The 23,884-nt window shown below is 40.0% G+C and carries 19 protein-coding genes and 2 pseudogenes; 7 read left to right on the plus strand and 14 right to left on the minus strand.

Features of this window, described 5'->3' with window-relative positions; genetic code table 11:
• Positions 1 to 2,574: an ATP-dependent Clp protease ATP-binding subunit gene (locus CVS91_RS01185; protein WP_107829724.1), complete on the minus strand. Its 2,574-nt coding sequence runs from the start codon at positions 2,572 to 2,574 to the stop codon at positions 1 to 3.
• Positions 2,575 to 2,826: 252 nt separating this feature from the next.
• Here CVS91_RS01185 and CVS91_RS01190 point away from each other — a divergent pair, with 252 nt between their 5' ends.
• From CVS91_RS01190 to CVS91_RS01215, 6 genes are read left to right on the plus strand one after another with little or no spacing between them, the layout of a single operon-like run.
• Positions 2,827 to 4,101, plus strand: a complete 1,275-nt coding sequence (locus CVS91_RS01190; RefSeq protein ID WP_234409644.1) for a S41 family peptidase — start codon at positions 2,827 to 2,829, stop codon at positions 4,099 to 4,101.
• 16 nt (positions 4,102 to 4,117) lie between these two features.
• Positions 4,118 to 4,828, plus strand: coding sequence for a phosphoribosylaminoimidazolesuccinocarboxamide synthase (gene purC, locus CVS91_RS01195; protein WP_009293856.1), 711 nt, complete (start codon positions 4,118 to 4,120; stop codon positions 4,826 to 4,828).
• A gap of 8 nt (positions 4,829 to 4,836) precedes the next feature.
• Positions 4,837 to 5,073, plus strand: coding sequence for a phosphoribosylformylglycinamidine synthase subunit PurS (gene purS / locus CVS91_RS01200; RefSeq protein ID WP_009293857.1), 237 nt, complete (start codon positions 4,837 to 4,839; stop codon positions 5,071 to 5,073).
• Positions 5,070 to 5,735 (plus strand): phosphoribosylformylglycinamidine synthase I, encoded by a 666-nt coding sequence (gene purQ / locus CVS91_RS01205; RefSeq protein ID WP_021086688.1) that lies wholly within the window; start codon positions 5,070 to 5,072, stop codon positions 5,733 to 5,735. Before purS ends, purQ begins: the two co-directional genes overlap by 4 nt.
• Entirely contained in the window at positions 5,729 to 7,036 is a 1,308-nt protein-coding gene (locus tag CVS91_RS01210; RefSeq protein WP_107829728.1) for an SH3 domain-containing protein, read from the plus strand. Before purQ ends, CVS91_RS01210 begins: the two co-directional genes overlap by 7 nt.
• Complete coding sequence (locus CVS91_RS01215; RefSeq protein ID WP_035143293.1) at positions 7,017 to 7,691, plus strand: lysophospholipid acyltransferase family protein; 675 nt, start codon at positions 7,017 to 7,019, stop codon at positions 7,689 to 7,691. The genes CVS91_RS01210 and CVS91_RS01215 overlap by 20 nt, the downstream gene beginning before the upstream one ends.
• 141 nt (positions 7,692 to 7,832) lie before the next feature.
• On the opposite strand, the pseudogene CVS91_RS10620 reads toward CVS91_RS01215, so the two are convergent.
• Both CVS91_RS10620 and CVS91_RS10625 read right to left on the minus strand, forming a co-directional pair.
• Positions 7,833 to 8,888 (minus strand): annotated as a pseudogene (locus tag CVS91_RS10620) (methyl-accepting chemotaxis protein); the annotation flags it as partial.
• A 24-nt stretch (positions 8,889 to 8,912) separates the two neighbouring features.
• A pseudogene (locus CVS91_RS10625) lies at positions 8,913 to 9,803 on the minus strand (Cache 3/Cache 2 fusion domain-containing protein); the annotation flags it as partial.
• Between the two features lie 248 nt (positions 9,804 to 10,051).
• Between CVS91_RS10625 and htpG the strand changes: the two are divergent.
• Positions 10,052 to 11,908: a molecular chaperone HtpG gene (htpG, locus tag CVS91_RS01225; protein WP_107829732.1), complete on the plus strand. Its 1,857-nt coding sequence runs from the start codon at positions 10,052 to 10,054 to the stop codon at positions 11,906 to 11,908.
• A gap of 57 nt (positions 11,909 to 11,965) precedes the next feature.
• On the opposite strand, the gene CVS91_RS01230 is transcribed toward htpG, so the two are convergent.
• The 11 genes from CVS91_RS01230 to CVS91_RS01280 all read right to left on the minus strand — a co-directional run bounded on the left by CVS91_RS01230 (position 11,966) and on the right by CVS91_RS01280 (position 23,826).
• Positions 11,966 to 13,249: a tetratricopeptide repeat protein gene (locus CVS91_RS01230; RefSeq protein WP_107829734.1), complete on the minus strand. Its 1,284-nt coding sequence runs from the start codon at positions 13,247 to 13,249 to the stop codon at positions 11,966 to 11,968.
• Between the two features lie 109 nt (positions 13,250 to 13,358).
• Positions 13,359 to 14,216 carry an 8-methylmenaquinol:fumarate reductase membrane anchor subunit gene (sdhE, locus tag CVS91_RS01235; protein ID WP_021087619.1) on the minus strand — a complete coding sequence of 286 codons (858 nt, stop codon included), beginning with the start codon at positions 14,214 to 14,216 and terminating at the stop codon, positions 13,359 to 13,361.
• 2 nt (positions 14,217 to 14,218) lie between these two features.
• A complete protein-coding gene (sdhB, locus tag CVS91_RS01240) occupies positions 14,219 to 15,184 on the minus strand; it encodes an 8-methylmenaquinol:fumarate reductase iron-sulfur subunit (RefSeq protein ID WP_107829736.1) in 966 nt (321 codons plus the stop codon).
• A gap of 9 nt (positions 15,185 to 15,193) precedes the next feature.
• Positions 15,194 to 17,032 carry an 8-methylmenaquinol:fumarate reductase flavoprotein subunit gene (gene sdhA / locus CVS91_RS01245; protein WP_107829738.1) on the minus strand — a complete coding sequence of 613 codons (1,839 nt, stop codon included), beginning with the start codon at positions 17,030 to 17,032 and terminating at the stop codon, positions 15,194 to 15,196.
• Positions 17,033 to 17,462: 430 nt separating this feature from the next.
• Complete coding sequence (locus CVS91_RS01250) at positions 17,463 to 17,885, minus strand: heat-shock protein (protein ID WP_107829740.1); 423 nt, start codon at positions 17,883 to 17,885, stop codon at positions 17,463 to 17,465.
• A gap of 39 nt (positions 17,886 to 17,924) precedes the next feature.
• On the minus strand, positions 17,925 to 18,476 hold the full coding sequence (locus CVS91_RS01255; protein ID WP_021087611.1) for a 2-oxoacid:acceptor oxidoreductase family protein: 552 nt from the start codon (positions 18,474 to 18,476) through the stop codon (positions 17,925 to 17,927).
• The gene (locus CVS91_RS01260) at positions 18,473 to 19,318 is read right to left on the minus strand and encodes a 2-oxoglutarate ferredoxin oxidoreductase subunit beta (RefSeq protein ID WP_103605843.1); all 846 of its coding nucleotides are present in this window, start codon (positions 19,316 to 19,318) and stop codon (positions 18,473 to 18,475) included. The genes CVS91_RS01255 and CVS91_RS01260 overlap by 4 nt, the downstream gene beginning before the upstream one ends.
• Positions 19,308 to 20,438, minus strand: a complete 1,131-nt coding sequence (locus tag CVS91_RS01265; RefSeq protein ID WP_107790681.1) for a 2-oxoglutarate synthase subunit alpha — start codon at positions 20,436 to 20,438, stop codon at positions 19,308 to 19,310. Before CVS91_RS01265 ends, CVS91_RS01260 begins: the two co-directional genes overlap by 11 nt.
• Positions 20,435 to 20,746: a 4Fe-4S dicluster domain-containing protein gene (locus CVS91_RS01270; RefSeq protein ID WP_009293870.1), complete on the minus strand. Its 312-nt coding sequence runs from the start codon at positions 20,744 to 20,746 to the stop codon at positions 20,435 to 20,437. Before CVS91_RS01270 ends, CVS91_RS01265 begins: the two co-directional genes overlap by 4 nt.
• 8 nt (positions 20,747 to 20,754) lie before the next feature.
• Positions 20,755 to 21,648 (minus strand): lactate/malate family dehydrogenase, encoded by an 894-nt coding sequence (locus CVS91_RS01275; RefSeq protein WP_103594246.1) that lies wholly within the window; start codon positions 21,646 to 21,648, stop codon positions 20,755 to 20,757.
• A 3-nt stretch (positions 21,649 to 21,651) separates the two neighbouring features.
• A complete protein-coding gene (locus tag CVS91_RS01280) occupies positions 21,652 to 23,826 on the minus strand; it encodes an NADP-dependent isocitrate dehydrogenase (protein ID WP_107829742.1) in 2,175 nt (724 codons plus the stop codon).
• Positions 23,827 to 23,884: the final 58 nt, after the last annotated feature.

Consider the following 23,884-nt stretch of genomic DNA (forward strand, 5'->3'; position numbering starts at 1 on the left):
TTATTTTTTCTTAATGATGATCTTCTCGCCATCGCTATCAATGGTGATCTCATCGCCACTTTCAAGCTCATCTTTTAAGATCAAATCAGCGATCTTATCTTCAACTAGCTCATAAAGCGCTCTTCTAAGAGGTCTTGCGCCATAAACTATGTCAAAGCCAGCTTTTGCAATAAATTTCTTAGCCTCTTCGCTTAAAACTGCCTTGATGCCGCGGTTGTGAAGAGTTTTTTCAAGCTCTTTAAACATGATCTCAACGATAGATATCAAGCCTTGTTCGTTTAGAGGATTAAAGATGATAGTATCATCAAGCCTATTTAAAAACTCAGGTTTAAAGTAGTTTTTAAGCTCGTTTTTAACAGCTACATCACGATCTTCGCCCTTTAGCTCCATTATGAAATTTGAAGCGATGTTTGAAGTTAAAATGATGATCGTGTTTTTAAAATCAACCGTTACACCTTTGTTATCAGTCGCGCGTCCATCATCAAGTATGCCAAGAAGTATGTTAAATACGTCCTTGTGAGCCTTTTCAACCTCGTCAAAAAGTATGACCGAGTATGGTCTTCTGCGAACTGCCTCTGTTAGCTGGCCACCCTCATCGTAGCCCACATATCCTGGAGGCGCACCAAGAAGCCTGCTCACGCTGTGTTTTTCCATATATTCGCTCATATCAAAGCGGATAAGCGCCTTCTCATCGTCAAATAAGAATTTAGCCAAAGCCTTAGCAGACTGAGTTTTGCCAACGCCTGTTGGTCCAAGAAATAAAAACGAACCAATCGGCCTTTGACCCTCATTTAGTCCTGCTTTGTTTCTCTTAACAGCACGCGCAAGTGCGTGTAGTGCGTCATCTTGACCGACAACGCTCTCTCTTAGATGCTCTTCGATGCGCAGATATTTCTCTTTTTCGCTTGTTAGCATCTTTTTAACTGAAATTCCGGTCCATTTGCTCAAAATTTCAGCCACAAGCTCTTCATCGACTTGATTTTTAAGAAGCACGCCCTCTTTTTTCATGTGCTCCCATTTTTCTTCAAGCTCGTGTTTGTGCTTTTTAGCGTCTGCTATCTTGCCGTATTCTATCTCGGCAGCCTTTTGAAGATCGCCATTTCTTTTTGCTATCTCAGCTTGTGATTTTAAGCTATCGATCTCTTTTGTTGCTTTTGAAATTCCACCAAAAACAGCCTTTTCATTTTCAAATTTAGTATCAAGTGCTAGCTTTTTCTCATTTAGATCAGCTATCTCTTTTTCGATCTCGCCAAGTCTTTCTTTATTTTTATCCGCATCCTCCATCTTTAGAGCTTCTTTTTCTACTTGAAGCGTTACGACCTCGCGTTTTATCTTTGAAAGCTCGTATGGTTCGCTCTCTATTTGCATCTTAAGCTCAGCTGCTGCCTCGTCGATAAGGTCGATCGCTTTATCTGGCAAGAAGCGGTTTGCGATGTAGCGGTCGCTTAGCCTTGCTGCGGCAACTAGCGCGCTATCAGTTATCGTGATGCCGTGATGAACTTCAAGACGCTCTTTTATACCACGTAAAATTTGCAATGCCTCATTTACGCTTGGCTCTTTGACATCTATTGGTTGAAAACGTCTTTGAAGCGCTGCATCTTTTTCAAAGTATTTTCTATACTCTTTTAATGTCGTAGCACCAACAGCGTGAAGCTCGCCACGCGCAAGAGCTGGTTTTAGGATATTTGCTGCGTCCATTCCACCCTCGCTAGCACCAGCTCCAACGATGGTGTGAATTTCATCTATAAAAAGTATGATGTTGCCAGCTTTTTTGACCTCGTCGATGACAGCTTTTAACCTATCTTCAAACTCGCCTCTATACTTTGCTCCAGCTACAACTGCACTCATATCAAGCGCGATGACACGCTTGTTTGCAAGACTTGTTGGCACATCGCGAGCCACTATCTTTTGAGCTAGGCCCTCAACGATAGCTGTTTTACCAACACCTGGCTCACCAAGCAAGATAGGGTTATTTTTGCTCTTTCTTATTAAAATTTGCATCATTCTAGTGATCTCTTCATCACGTCCGATGACTGGATCAAGCTCTTTGTTTAGCGCTTTTTGCGTTAGGTCGATACCAAATTTCTCTAGGCTATCAAGGGTATCATCGCCGGTTTGGCTATCTATCTTTTTACCACCTCTTATGCTCTCAAGGTTCTTTTTGATCTCTAAGATATCGCAAAATTTGCTTAAAATTTGTTTGATCTCACTAAGCTCAAGAGCCGAGATGATCCATGTATCAACAGCTATGTAGCTATCGCCCATGCTTACCATTAAAGCTTTTGCATTTTCAAGTGAATTTATAAGCCCTCTTGAAACTGAAACGTTATCTTTTGTGACGTTTGAGCTGCTTGGGAGTGACGAGATCTTGCTTTTTATCTCAAGCTCGACTGCGTCTTTACTTATGTTCATCTTATTAAATACTTGATTTAAAATAGAATTACTATCAGCGAGCAAAGCCCAAAAGACGTGAAGTGGCACAACTTGTGGATTTTTAGAAAAGATCGCTAAACTAACGCCTTTTTCAAGTGTCTCTTGCATCTGCGCTGTTAAATTTTCTGTTATGTCAGCCATTAAAGCTCCTTAAGTTGTTTTATAATGGAGGCATTATATAACTTTAGTCTTATATTGTCAAGTATTTTTATAACATTTGTCACTCTTTTTATTTAATTGCTAAAATTTGCTGTTATAAATTTGTGTTAAAAATAGACAAAAGCTAAAAATATAAGGCTAAATTTATGCTTTTTTTAGCCAAATGTTAATAAAATTGAGCCAAAAAATATAGGAGATATTTTGAATAAATTTACTAGATCTTTTGCGCTAAAAATAACAGGCGCCCTACTCATCTCAAGCGTAGCAGTAAATGCGCTTTTTGCTAAAACCGAAGATGAGGCGAATGCGAAACTTGAAGCACTTTCAAAACTTACAAAAACCATCTCAACCGTTGAAAAATACTACGTTGATGACATTAAATTTAAAGAGATAATCGACAAAGCCATCGCTGGTTTGATGCAAAATTTGGACGCTCACTCAAGCTTTTTAAATGAAAAAGCATATAAAGATATGCAGGTGCAAACAAGCGGCGAATTTGGCGGACTTGGCATAACAGTTGGCATGAAAGATAGCGCACTAACCGTTATCTCGCCTATCGAGGACACTCCAGCTGATAAAGCAGGCATAAAAGCTGGCGATATCATTTTAAGGATCGATGGCAACTCAACTATTGGCACAACGATAGATGAAGCTGTAAATAAGATGCGTGGCAAGCCAAAAACTCCGATAACAATTACAATTTTGCGAAAAGGCGAGCAAAAGCCATTTGATGTAAAGATCATAAGAGATCTCATAAAAGTTGAGTCTGTCTATGCAAAAATGATAGAAAATGAAAACATCCTTTATATACGCGTCACAAATTTTGACAAAAACGTCGTTACAAAGGTAAAAGAGGCTATCAAAGAGCATCCAAAAGCAAACGGCATCATACTTGATCTTAGAAACAACCCTGGCGGTCTTTTAAATCAAGCTGTCGATCTAGTGGATCTTTTTGTAGATAACGGCGTCATCGTCTCTCAAAAGGGTCGTGATGCATCTGAAAATGTAGAGTATAAAGCAAGCGCTAGCAAAACCTTATCAAAACTCCCACTTGTTGTCCTTGTAAATGGCGGAAGTGCAAGCGCTAGCGAGATCGTAAGTGGTTCATTGCAAGATCATAAGCGTGCGGTGATAATTGGCGAAAACACATTTGGTAAAGGCAGCGTTCAGGTAATCCTACCAATAGATGATACAGAAGCACTAAGACTAACCATCGCAAGATACTACTTACCAAGTGGCAGAACTATCCAAGCAGTTGGCGTAACACCAGATGTAGTCGTGCATCCTGGCAAAGTGCCACAAAGTGATGATAGTGCATTTAGCATCAAAGAGAGTGAACTAAAAGCACACCTAAAAAGCGAGCTAAACAAGATAAATCCAACAAGTGAGGGCAATAAAACTGAAGCAAAAGATGATAAAAATATAATCACACAGAAAAAGGTTGATGAGGATATTCAGTTAAAAACAGCGATTGATACGATCAAAATTTTAAAGATAAAACAACAATAATCTAAAGGAGAACAACATGCAAAAAAGAGAGCTTATCTACGAGGGAAAAGGCAAGAAAATGTACGCCACAGACGATCCAAATCTACTTGTGGCTGAATTTAAAGACGATCTAACAGCATTTGACGCTCAAAAAAGAGGCAACGAAGCTGGCAAAGGCGCACTAAATAACAAAATCTCTACTCAGCTTTTTAAACTACTAGAGAGCAAAGGTATCGTCACTGACCTAGTTGAGACCATCAGCGACACTGAGCAAGTGGTCAAAAAATGCGAGATCATACCTCTTGAAGTTGTTGTGAGAAATATCGCAACTGGCTCACTTAGCAAAAGGCTTGGCATAAAAGAAGGCACAGTTCTACCTTTTACACTTGTTGAGTTCTACTACAAAAACGACGATTTGCACGATCCACTAGTTACTGACGAGCACTGCATCATCATGGGTCTAGTAAAGAGCGAAAAAGATCTTCAAACACTAAGACACACAGCAAGAGAGATCAACTCTATATTATTTAAATTCTTTGCAGAGAGAAATTTAAAACTAGTTGATTTCAAAGTCGAATTTGGTATCGACAAAGATGGTAACATCATCTTAGCTGACGAGATAAGCCCTGATAGCTGCAGATTTTGGGATGCGACAACAAACGAAAAACTTGACAAAGATAGATTTAGACAAGACCTTGGTAGCGTAAAAGTAGCTTACGAAGAAGTTTTAAGAAGAATTCTTTCTTAAGGACAAAGATGAAAGCTGTCGTAAATATAGCATTAAGAAGCGGGGTCCTTGACCCTGCTGGTAAGGCAGTAGAGCACGCGCTAAATTCGCTTGGATTTAGCGGTGTTTCAAATGTCAGGATAGGCAAACAAATCGTTTTAGATATCGACGAGAGTGATAAAAATAAAGCAAAAGAGCAGCTAAAAGTTATGTGTGAAGAGCTTCTAGCAAACACCGTCATCGAAGACTACGAGATCGTGCTATGAAAGTAGCCATCATACTTTTTCCTGGCACAAACTGCGAAGAAGACACAGCTCACGCCTTTAAACTACTTGGCTGCCAAACACAGATCATCTGGCACAAAGAAGATAAGATCGATGCTGATCTAGTCGTTTTGCCCGGTGGTTTTAGCTATGGCGACTATCTAAGGACGGCTGCGATAGCTAAATTTAGCCCAGCTATGCAGGCTGTAAAAGAGCATGCAAAAAAAGGTGGCTACATTTTAGGAATTTGCAATGGCTTTCAAATGCTTCTTGAGCTTGGACTTTTAAAAGGTGCGATGAGAAGAAATGAAAATTTAAATTTCGTCTCAAAATACCACCATCTAAAAGTGATCTCAAATAACAATAAATTCCTAGCAAATTTAGCCAAAGACGAAGTGGTAAATATACCTATTGCTCACGGCGAGGGCAACTACTATACCGACGAAGATACACTAAAAAGCCTATATGATAACGAGCAAGTCCTGCTAAAGTACTGTGACAGCCACGGCAATGAGATAAATCCAAATGGCTCAGTTGATAGCATAGCTGGGATTTGCGATGAGAGTAAGAGGATATTTGGTCTTATGCCTCACCCAGAACGCGCTTGCGAGAAAATTTTAGGCACAGATGATGGCATGAAGATGTTAAAAGGGCTAGTTTGGTAAAACGAACACTTTTTATCGCCCTACTCGCGCTAAATTTATTTGCCGCAAACACTGATGAAGTCAGCGTTTTTGACATGATGGATGAGGCAAGAGAGGATAAATTTGTAAATAGCCCAAATTCAAAGCCTCAAACAAAGACTCCAAGCGAAGAAGAAATATCAAGAAAGCTCGTATCTCCACGCTCTATCGCCCCACAGCCAGAGCGTATCACTCCAGAGCAGATGCGAAATATCGTGCCGACAAACGAACCAGACATCAGCGTCCCTGATAATCAAGTCTATGACAAGATAAAAATAAAAGACCTCCTTTTAAAAGCGACAAATATCCCTAAAAATGTCGTCGTAGGAGAAATTTTTAGCGTTGAAATCGTAGCTGATACGCAAAGTGACCTTGAGTTTGAGTTTGAGACACAACTTGATGAGACAAATATCAAATGGCTAAATAAGAAGAATTTTCAATGGGTAAAAGGTGAAGAAAACAAATACATCGGCACTTTCTACCTTGAAGCAACAAGCATTGATGCAAAGACTTTACGAGTTAGCTTGGATCTAAAAAGAAATGGCGAGAACTATCAAAACTCAAACATAAATATCTTTTTACCAAAGCTAAAAGAGCTTAGAAGTGACGAAAACTACAACCACATCGTCGCTGATAACCTTGAGGTAAAGAAATTTAAAACGACTAAATTTGATGATATAAACAATATCATGGTCGTTGAAATTTACGGCAACAATGTCGATCTAAGCGCCTTTAATATCGAAAACAAAACGATCCTAAAGCAAGGCGTAGATACGATAAATGGCGACTTTAACTCGCAAAGTGCATATTATTTTGCAGTATTTAAGCCAAATAAAAAGACGCTTGACTTTAACTACTACAACCTAAAAAAAGCTAAATTTGAAAGCTTTTCACTGCCTGTGAGTGTCGAAGAGGACGAGGTTAGCACGCAAATCGGTCTAAATCCAAAACAAAGCGAATTTAGCACCTACAAAGATATTACGATCTACTCTTTGGTCGCTATCTTTATCTTGCTAGCGATCTGGCGTAGAAAGCTAAGCTACTTCTTTGTGGCAGCCGTTTTTATCGCACTTGGGATTTATACTTACAATCCTTTTGGCAAAGCAGTGCTTAAGCCAGATGTGAGCGTCACTATCTTGCCAACTAAAAATTCAACCGTTTTTTATACATCTCGCAAAAATGAAAATGTTGAAATTTTAGACACAAAAGATGACTACTCAAAAATTTTATTTAGCGACGGCAAAATCGGCTGGGTAAGAAAGGGTGATCTTGTCAAAAATTAGAGCTTTTTTCTTTTCTATTGAATTTGTGATAAGCGTCGTTATTGTCGTATTTTTTATGTGGCTCTTTAACTCTAAAAATAGAGCTATTAGAAAATTTTGGGGCAGATCGCAGAGATTTTTTGGCGGATATAAGCTTGAAGTGATCGGTAAATTTAGCGACGAAGCAAATATCTTGCTGATAAATCACCAAAGCATGCTTGATATCATCGCACTTGAAGAGATCCATCCTAAAAATATATGCTGGATCGCAAAGGCGCAGATAGGTAAGATCCCGATCATCGGTAAAATTTTGAGCCTTCCTAAGATGATAGCAGTCGAGCGAGAAAATAAGCACTCGCTAATAAAGCTTTTAAGCGAAGCAAAAGACAGAGTAGAAAATGGCCGTGTTTTAGCGATATTTCCAGAAGGCACAAGGTCTCAAACCAAAGAGCTCTTGCCATTTAAAGGTGGTGCGAAGTTGCTAGTTGAAAAGCTAAATTTAAAGGTTCAGCCTATCGTGATCGTTGGAAGCGATGCGATGAAAGTGAAAGAATTTAGCTTTAAAAAAGCTGACATCAAGCTCTTTTGTCTTGATCTAGTTGATACCTCAAAACAAAACTGGCTAGAGGCGACTAGAGAGAGCATGCAAAAAGTCCTAGACGAAAATAGAAAATAAATTTAGCTTTGTAAATTTACAAAGCCCTACTCTATATCTTTATTTATAAAATCTTGATTTATATACTAGAAATTTTGTCTATAAATTTAAAAAGGTCCAGCTCTCGCTAGACCTAAAACATTAAATTTAAGAGGTAAAAACTTAAGTTCTAAAGACACTTAGTTTTGTATTTAGCGCGTCTGTCATCTTATTTAGATGTTCAGCCGCAGAAGCTATCTCTTCTACGCTTCTAGCATTTTCAGATGAAATTTGATTGATCTCTGAGATGCCATCCATGATCTCATTTACATTCTTGCCAGTTGCGATGTAGTCTTGCATAGTCTTATCAGACATCGCTATGGCGTTATTCATCGTTGCGCTCATATCATTTATCGTCTTTTCAACGTCGCTTGCCACATGGGTTAGCTCTTGAATTTGCTTAGAGTTGATGCCCATTTGCTCACTGCTATCATTTATCGCTTGGACGATAACGTTGATAGTTGCATTTATCTCTGTTAGAGATTTTTGAGTTCTTTCAGCTAGCTGTCTAACCTCGTCAGCAACGACTGCAAAGCCACGTCCATGCTCGCCAGCACGAGCTGCTTCGATGGCTGCGTTAAGTGCAAGTAAATTTGTCTGATCAGCGATGTCATTTATAACAACAAGCACTGATTTTACCTGCTCAGCGTCACGGCTAAGCTGTTCGATCTTGCCAGCCATTTGATTTTCAACATTAGCAGAATCAACAATCTGAGATGATAGAGATCTGATAGCCTCAGTAGCTGTTTTTATATGAGTGCTTGCCTTTTGAAGGTCATCTTTGCCAGCTTGAGCAATTGAAAGTGACTCTTTCATGCTTTCTTGCATAGACTTGCATCTTTGATTTGTCTCTTCAACGATCTGGGTTGATTCTTCTACGCGTTTGCCTGTTTGAAGTGAGGTAGAGCTTAGCTCATTTGCGACTGAGCTGTTTTCGCTTGAAAGGTTTTTAGTGTCGCTTATAAGCACTCTTATGCGCTCTATGAAGTTATTTATATCATTACTTATTTTAGCTATCTCATCTTTGCCGTAGATTGGGATTTTAAGAGTAAAGTCAGATGTTATAGCATTTAAATTTGCTCCTAGTCTATCGATAGGATTTGCAACTAGCTTTTTAAGCAAGAAGATAGATACTATGATAAGAAGCAATGTAACTATAATGCTTGCTATGATGAAGTTTTTACTAACCACTTTTAGAGGTGTTAAAAAGTCATCAGTAACAGCTGAGCCAAGCACTATCCAGTTTAGCTTATCAAATGGCTCAAAAGCAACTATTCGTTCAACACCACCAGTATTAGCGAATTCAACACCTTCTTTTTGTTTCGCTATTTTTTCCATAGCAGCTTTAACATCACTGCTTAGCTCTTTACCAGCTTGAGTTGGGTGGATCTCAAATTTATTAGTTTTTGTGTTGTAGATAGAGAAATACCCATGCTCGCCTAACTTCATTTGTGCCATTGTTTTTTCAAGATCCTCTAGACCTTCAGTGAAGTCGTAACCTATAAATAAAACCGCTACAACCTCGCCGTTTTGAACGACTGGCTCATAAACACACATATAGTTTCTACCAAAAATATTTAAAGCACCCACATATGTTTCTTTGTTCATCATCTTTGGATATATTGTTTTGTTTAGCATACCAAGTGCTCTACTGCCATCATCTAGTAAAAGTGAGGTAGATACAGCAGCAAATTCATTGCCTGATTTTGCAAAGATGGTTGGGATGCCACCGTTTGTTAGCTTTTTGATCTTATCAGATATCTCGTGGTTGTTATTTAACACGCCCATTTTATCCGAGATAAGCTCTAAAGCATCGTCATTTTCTGTTTTTATGGTTTGGCTAGTGGCTCTTATATTGCCTAAAGCTTCTTTTAGGACATGCATATATAGTTTTGCATTATCTTCGTTATCTTCATCAAATAGCTCAACTGTATCCATCGCAAGCGCAACGTTTTGTTTAACTGTAGTTACAACTCCATCCTTTATCTCACGCTCTAAGACATGTGATATAAAAAATACAAAGCAAGCCATGCAAATGGCAAGAACTAAAGCGATGATCGCTGAGACCTTGACTAAGATGCTACGCAAATTCATCTCATCCCTCCATGCTATTAATTTTTCATCTTAATTATACTCCTATTTTAAATGAAAAAATGTAGAAAAACGCATATTTAATAATATTTTTTAAATTTACATTAATTTTATATTTATAATTATTACTTTTATAACACAAATTTTAAAAAATAAAGTTAAAAAACTTGATAGTAATGCTATCAAGGTTAAGTATATTTTTATCACTTTATGCTATAATCTGCCAAAAATTTTAAAACAAGGAAAAGAAAATGGCAGATAAATTTGAATTTCAGACCGAGGTCAATGATCTTTTAAATTTGATGATCCACTCTCTTTACTCAAACAAAGAGATATTTTTAAGAGAGCTCATATCAAACTCAAACGACGCACTTGACAAGCTAAACTACCTGTGCTTGACCGATGAAAAATATAAAAGCTTAAGCTATACTCCAAGGATCGACATCAAAGTAGATGAAAAAGCTAAAACTTTAACCATCAGCGACAACGGTATCGGCATGGATAAAGACGAGCTTATCGCAAATTTAGGCACGATAGCAAGAAGTGGCACAAAAGGTTTTATGCAAAGCTTAAGCGGCGATGCCAAAAAAGATAGCTCGCTGATCGGCCAGTTTGGAGTGGGCTTTTACTCAGCATTTATGGTGGCAAACAAGATCGAAGTCATAAGCAAACGAGCACTAAGTGAGAAGGCCTATAAATGGACATCTGATGCAAAAAGCTACGAGATTGAAGATGCCCAAAAAGATGGATTTGGCACGGATATAATCCTCCATTTAAACGACGATGAATTTGCAAATTCTTGGCGTATCGAAGAGATAGTTAAAAAATATTCAAACCACATCCCTTACCCTATTTTTATGGATAAAGAGAGCTATGTCGCACCAAAAGAAGGCGAAAAAGAAGGTACTTATGAGACCAAAAACGAGCAGATAAACAAGGCAAATGCACTTTGGAGACTAAATAAAGCCAGCTTAAAAGAGCAAGACTACAACGACTTTTATAAGCAAATTTCACACGACAGCAGCGACCCGCTACTTTATATCCACACAAAGGCTGAGGGCAAGATCGAGTACTCGACGCTATTTTATGTGCCAAGCACTGAGCCGTTTGACCTCTTTAGGGTTGATTATCAAAGTGGCGTGAAGCTCTATGTGAAGAGGGTTTTTATAACTGACGATGCAAAAGAGCTTTTGCCGACGTATTTAAGATTTATCAAAGGTGTGATCGACGTTGAGGATTTGCCGCTAAACGTTAGCCGCGAAATTTTACAAGAAAATGCGATCATGCGAAGCGTTAAAGAGCAGAGCGTGAAGAAAATTTTAAGTGAGCTTGCAAAAGTAAAAGATAACGACCGCGATAAATACATAAAATTTTACAAACTATTTGGCAAGGTTTTAAAAGAGGGACTTTACGGCTTTAATGCTGAAAAAGAGCAGATTTTAGACATTTGCCTATTTAAAAGCTCAAAAAGAGACGGACTTATCAGCCTAAAAGAGTACAAAGAGGCGATGAAAGAGGATCAAAAGTCGATCTATTACATTAGCGGCAACAACGAAAATATGCTAAGAAATTCGCCGCTTCTTGAGAGCTTTAAGAAAAACGACATCGAAGTGTTAATAATGGATGAAGAGATCGATACGATCGTCATGTCAATGGTAAATGAATTTGATAAAACACCTCTAAAATCAGTCTCACACGCTGATATAAATGACGAGATCAAGAGCGATGAGAAGGTCGATGAGAGCAAGGTTGCAAACACTCTTGTTAAGATGAAAGAGATCCTAAAAGACGAGGTTAAAGATGTTAGGCTAAGCTCAAGGCTCTCAAGCTCGGCTGCGGTGCTAATATATGACAAAAACGACCCTGATTACGCTATGCAAGAGATGTTAAAACAGATGGGACAAGGCGCAAATGCTCCAAAAGTTAAGCCGATCTTGGAGATAAATGCTGATCATGAAATTTTTGCCAAACTTGAAAAAAACGAGGCGATGGTTTATGATATAGCGCCTTTGCTTCTTGATATGGCAAGGCTAAATGAGGGCATGAGCCTAGAAAATCCAGCTAAATTTTCAGAACTTCTAACAAAAGTGATGATAAAAGCTATATAAAATTTGTAAGCCCAAAGAAATTTGGGCTTTTTAAAACTTAAAATTAAATTTATAAAACTAAATCACATCAATATTAATGCGACTTAATCCATTTGAAAAGCCATACGCATAGCGTCTTGGTAAGAAAATTTCTATCTTAGCGTTCTTCACAACGGCTTCATACTCGCAAATAAAACGTTCATTACCGCTATCAACTATATTTAAATTTTTATCTAATTTTGGAGAAATTCTACTAAATAACTGCCATTTGACACGGCTTGCATCCTTAACACCTGCAGGTGCATTTACATTTATAGTGGCGTTGCCTTCACAGCATCCTATATGCGTAATGGCATAATCAAAAAAAAGATGTGGCGCTATCTCTTTAGCATCCATAAAACCAAAAATTCTATCATGCGTTAGCACACTTTGTCTTGCATAAGGCCAAATTTTGCCTCTAAGAAAAAATTGATCATCATATCTTCCGTCTATTTTTGCGTATTTAAAATAATCAGTCATTAAATCTTTCATATTAAGCAAACCAGCTCTCATACCCCATGTGCCAGCAAGGATAAGTTCGGTATGAGATGAGCCGTCACGAATTATGTGAAATAACTTATCGCTTTGCTGCCACTCATTTACACACCATGCTTCGCGCTCAGATATCACGCTATCAGCATCACGAAAGACAACAAATTTAGCATTTTTGTCATCTGCTGCTAAAAACCTCCACAATATTTTTGGAAATTTCTTCATCTCATCATCAGCCACAACTATCTCGCTACCCTGCTCTTTTAATCTTTTAACTATCGTTTCTGGCACGCTCTCATCAATGTAAAAACGACAAACCCAATTTTCTGGATAAATTTCTCTTACTAATTGTGCATTTAAGATAGCTGTTTCGCAGTAATATGGGCTTGAGCCAAAAAGTGTAAAAGAAATGATATTTTTTGTGCGATTTGACTCATCTTTTACTTGCGGTAATGTAGGCAATTTGCCTCCTAGTGAGGTCATTACCATTGCATCTCTTATCTCAAGGGCACGTTTTCCAAATTCTCCACATTTTTGCCAATCACCTTTATATCCATATGCATGAGCCAAAGTATCACATGCATTTAAATTATTTTGGTTTAACTTAATAGTTTTTAGTCCAAATTCTATGGCTTTGTCAAAGTCAAATAACCTTATAAGTGCAGCATTTAAAATTTCAAGAGTTTTTAAATTTTGTGGTGCGATATTGTAAGCTTTTTGTGCAGTTGCAACTGCTTTTTTTAGATCACCTTTTCTTGCATATGCCATTGCATCATCTTGAAATTTACTGATCATTGCAGCAATATTATTGCCAAATTTTGGTATAGCCATTTTTATCCTTGGTATTAATTTTACAAATTATAGTAGAAATTTTAAAAATAAGTAAATTTGATTTTGGCGTTAAAGTAGAGTGTGAGCCAAAGCTCACACAAATTTAAATTTACGCTATCTTGCTAGCGTCGATGATATTTAGATCAAGACCTAGCTCTTCGACAGATAGACCAAGTGCAAGACCTACAAGTTGAGAGAGGTGGATGATAGGTTTTCTAACATCTGAGTGGTTCTCATCTTGATATCTCTCTTGATAGATATCAAGTTGCATTTGGCAAAGTGGGCACGGAGTTACAACTACGTCTGCGCCATTTTGATCAGCGTTATTTACGATCTGGCTTGACATTTTTCTTACTGATTTTCCAGCTGGATAGCTAGCGTGGAAGCCGCAGCAGTCAAGTCTTTTCTCAAATGGCACGATAGTAGCACCAAGTGCGCTTACAACAGTTTCAAAGCTCTTTGGATTTACTGAGCTTTCTCTGTTGTGTAGATCTTTTTCAGGTCTTAGGCTATGGCAGCCGTAAAATAGAGCTACTTTTAGACCGCTAAGTGGTTTAACAACCTTTGCTCTTAGCGTATCGACATTTTGGTAAAGCTCCCAAAGAAGGCTTGTTACCTCTGATGTACCATTATATTTCATATTGCCTTCAGCTAAAAATGTATTGATACGATCTTTTGCGCCCTTATCAAGTGTGCTTTTAGCTCTTGTTAGAGTTAGCATACAAGTTGAGCATGTCGTAAGCATCGGCATATTCATCTGCTCTGCAAGCGCTATATTTCTAGCATTTGCCACAAGCGCAGCCATAGGATCTACGTCTTGTGCTTGTTGAGCACCACAGCAGCTCCAGCCCTTTATCTCGTGAAGCTTCCAGCCAAGCACTGGAGCGATGGCCTCAAGCGACATCTTAGCCTCTTTAGCTGCTTGAGTGAGTACGCATCCTGGGAAAAAAGCGAATTCATTTTGCATAATTACTCCTTACTAGCAGCTTTGCGAGCCGCATTTATCATTTTTACTAGATCGTCATGACCTTCTATGTCTTCTTCGCCAAACACATGAAGCGGATTCATCTTGCCAGCAAGCATTAAGTTTGCCGCGATATCCATTTTGCCCATATTTTTGATAACGCCTTCTGAGCGAAGTGCAAGTCTAACCTCATTTAGTCTGCCTGAGCCATCAACTAGATCAGTTAAGAACGCCTCAGCGTGATCTGGTCCCATGCCCTCATTAAAGCCTTTTTGTATAGCCATGATACGAAGATCAGTTATGTCAGCGCATGCGCTTATGCCTTTTGGACAGCGATCAGCACACTCTTGGCATTTTACACACATCCAAAGTCCGTTGTCGATAGCTGGTTTTAGGTGTGGCATAGGATCTTTGCTACGTGAGTCAAATGCAGACCTATAAGCATGTACAAATACAAACGGCTCCATATAATCACTCGCGTCTGCTTCAAGTTTATTACACTCGCTAGCGCATGCACCGCAAAGTATGCAGTCCCATTCAAGTGCGACTTTGTCGTACTCTTTTTGGCTTTGCTTACAGCCTTTTGCAGCGCTAAATTCTGGCTTAGCAGTGATGCTTGGTTTGATCTTGCGTAAATTTTCGATACTTAGCTCCCAATCCACTATAAGGTCTGAGATAACCTTGAAATTTCCAAGTGGTGAAATTCTAATAGTATCTGGGTTGCCAAACTCAGCCAAAAGCTCGTTCATCTTTGTATCGCAAGCTAGATATGAGTGACCATTTACTCTAACAGCGCACGCACCGCATATCGCTGAGCGACAAGATGCTGTGAAATTTAACGTCGCATCCTTTTTTTGTTTGATGTCAAAAAGCACTGTTAAAAGAGTTTTGCCTTTGATCTCTTCATTTGTTAGCTCATAAGTTGATTCATATTTTTTAGTTCCGTCAAAACGGTCGATAATAATTTTCATCCTAGCTCCTTACTCTGGCTTCTTGCCGTCAAGTGAAAATATGCCTGTCACAACGTCTTTGTAGCTAAGTTCAAGCTTGCCGTCTTTTAGTGTGACTATGCTGTGTTTTAAGAAATTTACATCATCTCTTTTTGGATAGTCCTCTCTTGTGTGAGCGCCACGGCTCTCAAGACGATTTTGCGCTGCAAGACATGCTGCACGAGAAAGAAGTATAAGGTTGCCAAGCTCGACATAGTCGGTAAATGCTGTGTTCATGACTGGGTTTTGATTTGGCACTTTAAGGGTGTCATATTTTGCTTGGATGGCTTCTAGGTTTTTAGAGAGTTGATCAAGTTTTGCACCAGTTCTAAAGATACCCATTAGATCCCAGTTGTTTTTACCAAGCTCTTCACGAAGTGCGTACATATCATTTACGCCACCCTCGCCTGTTGCGATAGATTTAAATTTATCTTGCCACATTTTTGCTAGCTCAGAAGTCTTTTTGCCGCTTGCAAATTTTGCATTTTGAGCGTAAGCACCAGCGCCTTTGCCAGCTAGATCGCCAGTTACAACTGCGTCAGTTAGGCTGTTACCACCAAGGCGGTTTGCACCGTGGATAGATACGCATGAAGCCTCACCACCTACGTAAATTCCATGGATTTTTGTGCTCATATCATCAAATTTAGCTACCTCTATACCACCCATTGAGTAGTGAGCTGTTGGGCGGATAGGCACTGGTTGCTCGATAAGGTCGATGTCTTGGAAAAGCATCGCTGTGTGGCGAATTTTTGGAAGCTTTTTCATAATAGTATCTTTGCCAAGGTGGCGAACGTCACAAAGTACATAAGCGCTCATACCCTCGCCAAAGCCTCTACCTTCGCGAATTTCTGTCTCGATAGCACGAGCGACGACGTCACGAGGAGCTAGTTCCATTTTTTCGTGATAGTTTTTCATAAAGCGCTCGCCCTTGTTGTTTAACAAGTAACCACCCTCACCACGAGCAGCTTCTGTGATTAGTGTGCCACCATTTTGAACGCCGGTTGGGTGAAACTGAAGCATCTCAGGGTCTTCAAAACCAAGACCTACTTTAAGCGCAGCAGCGATACCATCGCCTGTTGCTATAAATGGAACTGAAGTGCGGTTATAGAAAATTCTAGTGTATCCGCCAGTTGCGATGACAAGTGACCTGCAAAGAACTGGATAAATTTGACCATCTTGGATGTTGCGAAGCACGACGCCCTCTACTTTACCATCTTCAAGACCGATCTCAAGTAGCTCATGATCCATTAGAAATTTAACGCCAGCTGTGATAGCGTCATCAAGACAGGTGTGCATCAAAACGTGGCCAGTTTTATCGGCTGCGTAGTTACAGCGTTTTTTGCTAGCGCCACCCATAAAACGAAATGCCACGTCGCCATTATCTTTACGAGAAAAGAGCATGCCGTTGTAGTCTAGTTCGTGGATAACTGCGCCTGCTGCCTCGCAAAATTTCACAACTGCATCTTGATCAGCAAGATAAGCCGCACCTTTTACGGTGTCGTAGGCGTGAAGCTTGAAGCTGTCGCCATTGCTAAAGTCAGTAACGCCGTTTATACCGCCCTCTGCCATACATGTCGCGTTACGTGATGGCATCATCTTTGTGGCAACTACGACTGTTAAATTTGGGTTTTGTTTGCGAACGGCTGTTGCCGCACGAAGTCCAGCACCGCCAGAGCCGATTATTAGCACATCAACAGATGGCAAGCCATTTTCATTGCCCTTTGGCAACTCGCCAGCAAAAACATTGGTCGCACCAGCTGTTGTAGCTAGCGCACCTACGCTGATACAGGCGCTTTGTAGAAATTCTCTTCTGGTAAATTTTTCACTCATTGATAACTTCCTATTTTAATAAGTTTATTAGCGTCAAAAAACGCACCGCCAGTTCATTTCTTAATATTTTTTAAAACAACTATATTAATAAAAAAATTAATGATGAAACTTTACATAAAATTTACTTAAAAGAAACATAAGAATTTATTTTAGGTTGTATAGTGAGATTTGATAGCTAAAATCACTTAGCCAAAGACCATTTTATCGTATTTGTAGCTACTACTTATAAATTGATTATTTTGATAAAGATGAAAATAATATTATCTAGCAATATATTAATGAAAATAGATAAAATGTTATAAAATAGCCAATTTTACGTATCTTTGAGGATATTTCTTAAAACTAAATAAATAAGTAAAACTAATAAATTTAAATGAGATAAAAATCGTATGATTATCAAAAATCATATAAATTTGTAAATTTTTGATAGCTAGAAAGTAAAATAATAGATAGCCCCGTAGTGTCTGACTGAAATAATAAAGCTTAAATTTATATCAAATATCTCAATATCATCAAGTGACGGATACCAGATATCGCTAAAAAATTTAGAAAGGTCATCAAAATGCAAAATATCAATGCTCTCAAATTTATTAAAATTTATGCAAATTTCATTTGGTGTGGCGACGTTAAGTTCGTTAAAAAGAGCATTTAGATCAAAATTTTCTTCGTCCGCATTAAAGTCATCAAGCTTGCTAAATTTATCTATCTTAAAAAACTCATCTATATCATCTAGGCTAAATTTATGAAGTAAATTTTCTCTTATCTTTAAGCACTCACCAGCCGGCAAGCTCCTAACGATCGGCATCTCAAAGCCATATTCTTTGCGGAAATTTTCTAGTTTTATCTGATCCATTTTGGGAGGTTTTGGCTAAATTTAAATTTAGCCAAAAATTTATTTTAAAAGCTCTTTTGCGTATTTTAGGCCTAGCTCGTAAGCTTTTGCGTTTGCCTCTTTGACCTTAGCTGGCACGCTTGCTAGCATCTCTTCACGCACTAAATTTTCATCCATGCACCTACTCATCGCCACTGCTACGCCAAGGGCCACGACGCTTTGAGTGATGACGTTTCCGACCTCGTCTTTTGCGATAGAGATGATAGGGATTTCATAAATTTTCCAGCGCTTTTTATCCTCATCGCTCACTTTTACCAAATTTGGCTCGACAACGATCGCACCGCCCTCTTTCACGCCGCTTTTAAAGGCGTTGTAGCTTATCTGCGCAGTGGCAAGCATGAAGTCTATCTCGCCCTCGTTTGCATAAGGGTATAAAATTTCTTTCTCATCAAGTATGATATCGACCTTCGTTGGACCGCCACGCACCTGAGATGTGTAGGTAGAGGCCTTGACGCCATATCCACCTGCTTTTATCTTGGCGGCTGAGAGGATCTCGCCTGCTAGTATGACGCCCTGTCCGCCAACGCCGACAAATCTTAATTGTGACTTCATGCTAGCTCCTCAAAATTTATCGCTTCATTGCTCATAGCAGCCTTTCTTACCTTGTCGTAAGCTTTGGTGTATTCGATCTTTTCTTCATCTTTGTGAAGCACGCCAAGTGGGAAAATGCCCTTTTTCTCCTCGTCGTTTAACATGTCAAATTTGACCTTGCTCGTCGTGCGGCCCTTTATCCACTCTAAATTTTTCACCGCCTCGCCCATTTTGTTCTTGCGGCCTAAATTTATATGGCAGTTTGAAAATACATCAAAAAAGCTGTATCCATCGTGGCTAAAGCCCTCTACAAAGAGCTTTGTAAGCTTCTCTGGCTCGATGACGCTACCACGTGCGACAAAGCTAGCACCTGCGGCAGTTGCGAGCTTACAGGCGTCAAAGCTAGGATCGATGTTGCCATACTGCGCTGTGACCGTCCACATGCCCTTTGGCGTGGTTGGACTGGTTTGCGAGTTGGTTAGCGCGTAGATGAAGTTGTTGATTAAGATGTGATTTAGCCCGATATTTCGGCGGCATCCGTGTATCGTGTGGTTGCCTCCGATCGCTAGCCCGTCGCCGTCGCCAGTTACCACGATGACGTGCTTGTCTGGGTTTGCCATCTTTACGCCAGTAGCATATGCTACGGCTCTGCCGTGAGTTGTGTGGATGGTGTTGCAGTCAAGATATCCGCTAAAGCGGCCAGAGCAGCCTATGCCTGAGACCACGCAAACATCGTTCATGTCCCAACCCATGGTGTCGATAGCGCGGATGAGCGCCTTTAGTATGACGCCGTCGCCGCAGCCCCAGCACCAAAGAGTAGGCATTTTATCTGTTCGTAAATATTTATCGTAATTAAAAGCCATAAATTTCTCCTATCTTCGCCTCGATCTCGCTTGGGCTTATCGGTCTGCCGTTTGCTTTTAGCAGTTTTGCAAAGTCATCTCTTAAGATGATCTTTGAAATTTCACCGCTATACTGGCCTAAATTTAGCTCACAGACCAAAATTTTCTTAAATTTATTTGATATCTCTTTTAGTTTTTTAGCTGGAGCTGGGAAAAGTGTGAGTGGCTTAAATAGCCCTACTTTTAGCCCTTTTTCACGTAAATTTAATATCGCTTGCTTGGCTGAGAGAGCCACACTACCAAAGGCGATGATGCAAATTTCAGCGTCATCAAGCATAAACTCTTCAAATTTCTCGCACTCATCAGTGTGTAAATTTATCTTATCAAATAGCCTATTCATCGAGTATTCAACGATCTTGCCATCTTCTGTTGGAAAGCCAGTAGCGCCGTGATGAAGACCAGTTATATGGTAGTGATAGCCTTTAAAGAAAGGATTTAGCGTGGCTGGCTCGTCGTGCGCGGCCTCGTATGGCTTATACTCTTTTGGCTCGCCGCTAAATTCTCTTCTTTTATAAATTTCTAGCTCGCTAATCTCAGGCAAACTAACTCTTGCTTGCATGTGACCTATCGTCTCATCAAGTAGCAGCATAACTGGCGTCATAAACCTAGCTGCGAGGTTAAATGCGCGAACTGTCTGCGTATAGCACTCCTCTAGGCTACTAGGCGCTAGCACTATCATATTTACATCGCCGTGAGTTGGGTTTTTAGCCTGCAAGATATCGCCTTGTGCGACGCGGGTTGGTAGGCCAGTTGAAGGGCCACCGCGCATGACATTTACTATGACGAGCGGTATCTCAGCGATAAAGCCAAGGCCTATTTGCTCAGCCTTTAGTGAAATCCCAGGACCAGAGCTAGCAGTCATCGCCTTAGCACCGCTCGCACTTGCACCAAGAGCTACGGAAATCCCAGCTATCTCATCTTCCATTTGTATAAAAGTGCCGCCATGTTTTGGCAAAAGCACGCTTAGCTCATGGGCGATCTCACTGCTTGGAGTGATAGGATATCCGCCAAAGAAGTTACAGCCGCACTCGACCGCAGCCCTTGCTACTAGGGCATTTCCAGTTGATACTACCTCTCTCATGCGCTCTCTCCAAGTTTTGCAAATTTATTTGCCTTTACGGCCGCAGCTCGCTCTTTGCTCTCAGGCGTTAGCTTTGCAAATTTAAAGCCTTTATCAGCCACATAAATGGCAAAATCAGGACAATGAAGCTCGCAGTCACGGCATCCTATGCATGAATCAGCATAGACCACCTCTATCATCTTGCCAAGCACCGCCTTTGGCTCAAGCCTCATACCTAGCACGCCTGCTGGGCAGTAACTCACGCAGACATCACAGGCCTTACACCTGCTCTCATCGACCCAAACTGGGACATTTTCTTTTACGATCATATATCTTCCTACTCTAAGTTTTCTTTTAAAAATTTGATATTTTTTCTAATTTCAGCTTCACTTTTGTTTAGTTGCTCTTGCTCGTCTTCATCTAAATTTAGCTCTAAAATTTCTTTCAAGCCATCACGTCCGAGCCTTACTAGCCTGCCACAACTTAGCTCATCGTCTATTAGCACGCTAGCGCTTATTATCTCATCGCTCTTGCCGATGATCATCTCGCACATCTTCACAGCTGCAGCCGCTGGTGCGTAGTAAGCTGAAGTGCCAAGCAGTTTAACGATCTTTGCGCCACCGGTGCTTGTCTCTTTTTTGAGCGCTTTTAGCTCATTTTCATTTAAATTTTCACTGATATTGCTAGCTGAAACGATCATCTCGTCATTGTGAGCGCCGACGATCTTTGCTCTTAGCTTGCTAGCGTCCTTATCTTTTAAAAGCGCTAGCTCATATCTGCACCTTGCGCTATCTAGCTCGCCAGCCATGCCGATCACTTTGTTTTTGCTAAAACCGCTAAATTTATGAGCCGTCCAGACCATCACATCAAGCGGATTTGTGACGACTATTATCACTGCGTTTTTGGCAAATTCAGCTATCTTTTGCGCTGTTTGCTTTACGACAACGGCATTTTTAAGTAGCAAGTCCTCTCTAGTTTGACCCTCTTTTCTTGGGCTTCCAGCAGTTACAATAACAATGTCGCTGCCTTCAATGAGTACAAAATCATCGCCACCACAAACGCTAGTTTTAGCGTTAAAGACGCAGCTTGACTGCGCTAGATCGATCGCTTTTGCGCGCGCCACATCGCCAAATATATCTACAAGCGCGATCTCATCGCAAAGCTCTCTCATGCAAAGCGCATAAGCTATGCTAGCACCGACGTTTCCAGCTCCAACTACACTTATTTTCATCTCTTATCCTATTATTTGATTTAAAATTTCACTTGGTCTCATGACCTCATTTGCTCTTGCCTCATCTAGCACGTAGTATCCGCCAAATTCCACGCTTGCACCATCTTTTTCTCTGATCTGCTCTAGAATTTCGCTCTCGTTTTTCTCTAGCTCATCTGCTAAATTTTCAAAAATTTTGCTTAAAATCCCACCACTTTTCGCCATCTCTCTCGCCCAAAATAGCGCCAGATAAAAGTGTGACTCTCTGGTATCAAGAGTGGCGTTTGGCGTTTTGTTTTCGTCCAAATAGCTAGCAACGGCTCTATTTAGCGCATCACTTAGCTCTTTTGCCTCTTTTTTTTGCCTAAAAAATGCTAAATGTTCAAGCGAAGCACTAAGCGCCAAAAACTCGCCTAAGCTGTCCCAAAGCAGGTGATTTCTCTCTTTTAGCTCTTTTACAAGCGTCGGAGCCGTCCCGCCAGCACCAGTCTCAAACATCGCTCCACCAGCAAGTAGTGGCACAACTGAGAGCATTTTTGAGCTGCCACCTAGTTCAAATATCGGGAAAAGATCGGTTAGATAGTCTCTTAAAACGTTGCCAGTGACGCCTATGACGTTTTTGCCAGCTCTTATTGCTTCAAGCGATCTTTTAGTTGCTTGCTCGTAGTTTAAAATTTCAAATTTCACGCCAGCATTAGTAAATTTGTCTCTAAATTTTTCAAATTTAGCTATCAAATTTCTATCGTGAGCACGGCTGCTATCTAGCCAAAATATAAGCTCATCTTTTGAAATTTCGCCTCTTTTTAAAGCAAGCTCAAACCACGTATTTATCGCATCTTCTTTTGCCTGCGTCATCCTAAAAATGTCGCCACTTTTGACGCTAAATTTAAAGACGCTCTTGCCAGCTTCGTTACAAACAACAAATTCTCCGTCCTCTTTTGCGATGAAGGTCTTATCGTGGCTGCCGTACTCCTCGGCCTTTTTAGCCATTAGCCCCACGTTTGCCACGCTGCCGATCTTGCTCACATCAAGCGCGCCATGCTCCTTAAAGTCCGCCACGCAGGCCTCATAAACCCTAGCATAAGTCCTATCTGGGATCATACAAAGAGAGAAATTTAGCTCGCCACTTCTGTCTTTTACCTTGCCAGAGTTTCTAATGAGCGCTGGCACTGAGGCGTCGATGATGACGTCATTTGGCACGTCAAAGTTGCTGGCATTTTCATTTAATGCCCAAATTTTTGCTTTTTTGCTTAAAATTTCATCAAATTTAGCCAAAATTTCATCTTTATTTTTAAGAGTTGAAATTTTAGAAAACATATCTTTTAAGCCGTTTTTTGCTTCTACTCCGTGAGCCTTAAAATCCTCACCAAATAGCTCAAAAACCTCTTTAAAATAGCTCTTTATCGCATGTGCAAAGATGACTGGGTCACTAACCTTCATCATCGTACATTTTAGATGAAGGCTAAGGGTCAAATTCTCTTTTAGCGCCGTCTCAAAGCAGCTTTCATAAAATTTATCTAGCTCATCTACGCTTAAGAAAGTAGCATCTACGATCTCGCCACTTTGGACAGCAAGCTCTTTTAAAAGCTCTTTTTTACCATCTTTGCTTATGAAATTTATATAAAATTTCTCATCTTTTTCTGCGATGATTGAGTGCTCATTTTCATAAAAATCGCCTTTTTGCATGTAACAAATTTTAGTTTTATTTGCCTTGTCCCAGTTACCGTTGCTATGTGGGTGCTTTTTGGCAAATTCTTTAACCGGAGGCAAGACTCTTCTGTCTGAGTTTCCTTGTCTTAGCACTGGATTTACCGCGCTTCCTAGCACTTTTTGGTATTTTTTAGCGACCTCTTCGTCGTAGTCTGTGATGATCTCGTCTGGATAAAATGGCACATTTATGCCTTTGTTTCTTAGCTCCTCAATCGCCGTTTTTAGCTGAACGAGCGTGGCTGAGATGTTTGGCAGTTTTATGATATTTGCCTCTTTGTGCGCGGTTAGCTCACCCAAAAGCTCTAGCTCATCGGTCTTATTTAGCCCAAGCTCTTTGCTAAAAAGAGATAAAATTCGCCCTGCCAAGCTGATATCAGCCCTAGTTATACTAATGCCAGCGCGGGATAAAAAGCTCTTAACGATAGGAAAGAGAGAGTAGCTTGCAAAAAGCGGTGCTTCGTCGGTTTTAGTCCAGATAATGTCACTCATTTTAGCCCTTTTGATTTTTTGAAATTTATCACGTTTTTTATTAAAGCTAGTTGTATTC

The sequence above is a fragment of the Campylobacter concisus genome, from assembly GCF_003048985.1.
GTDB classification, from domain to species: domain Bacteria; phylum Campylobacterota; class Campylobacteria; order Campylobacterales; family Campylobacteraceae; genus Campylobacter_A; species Campylobacter_A concisus_AY.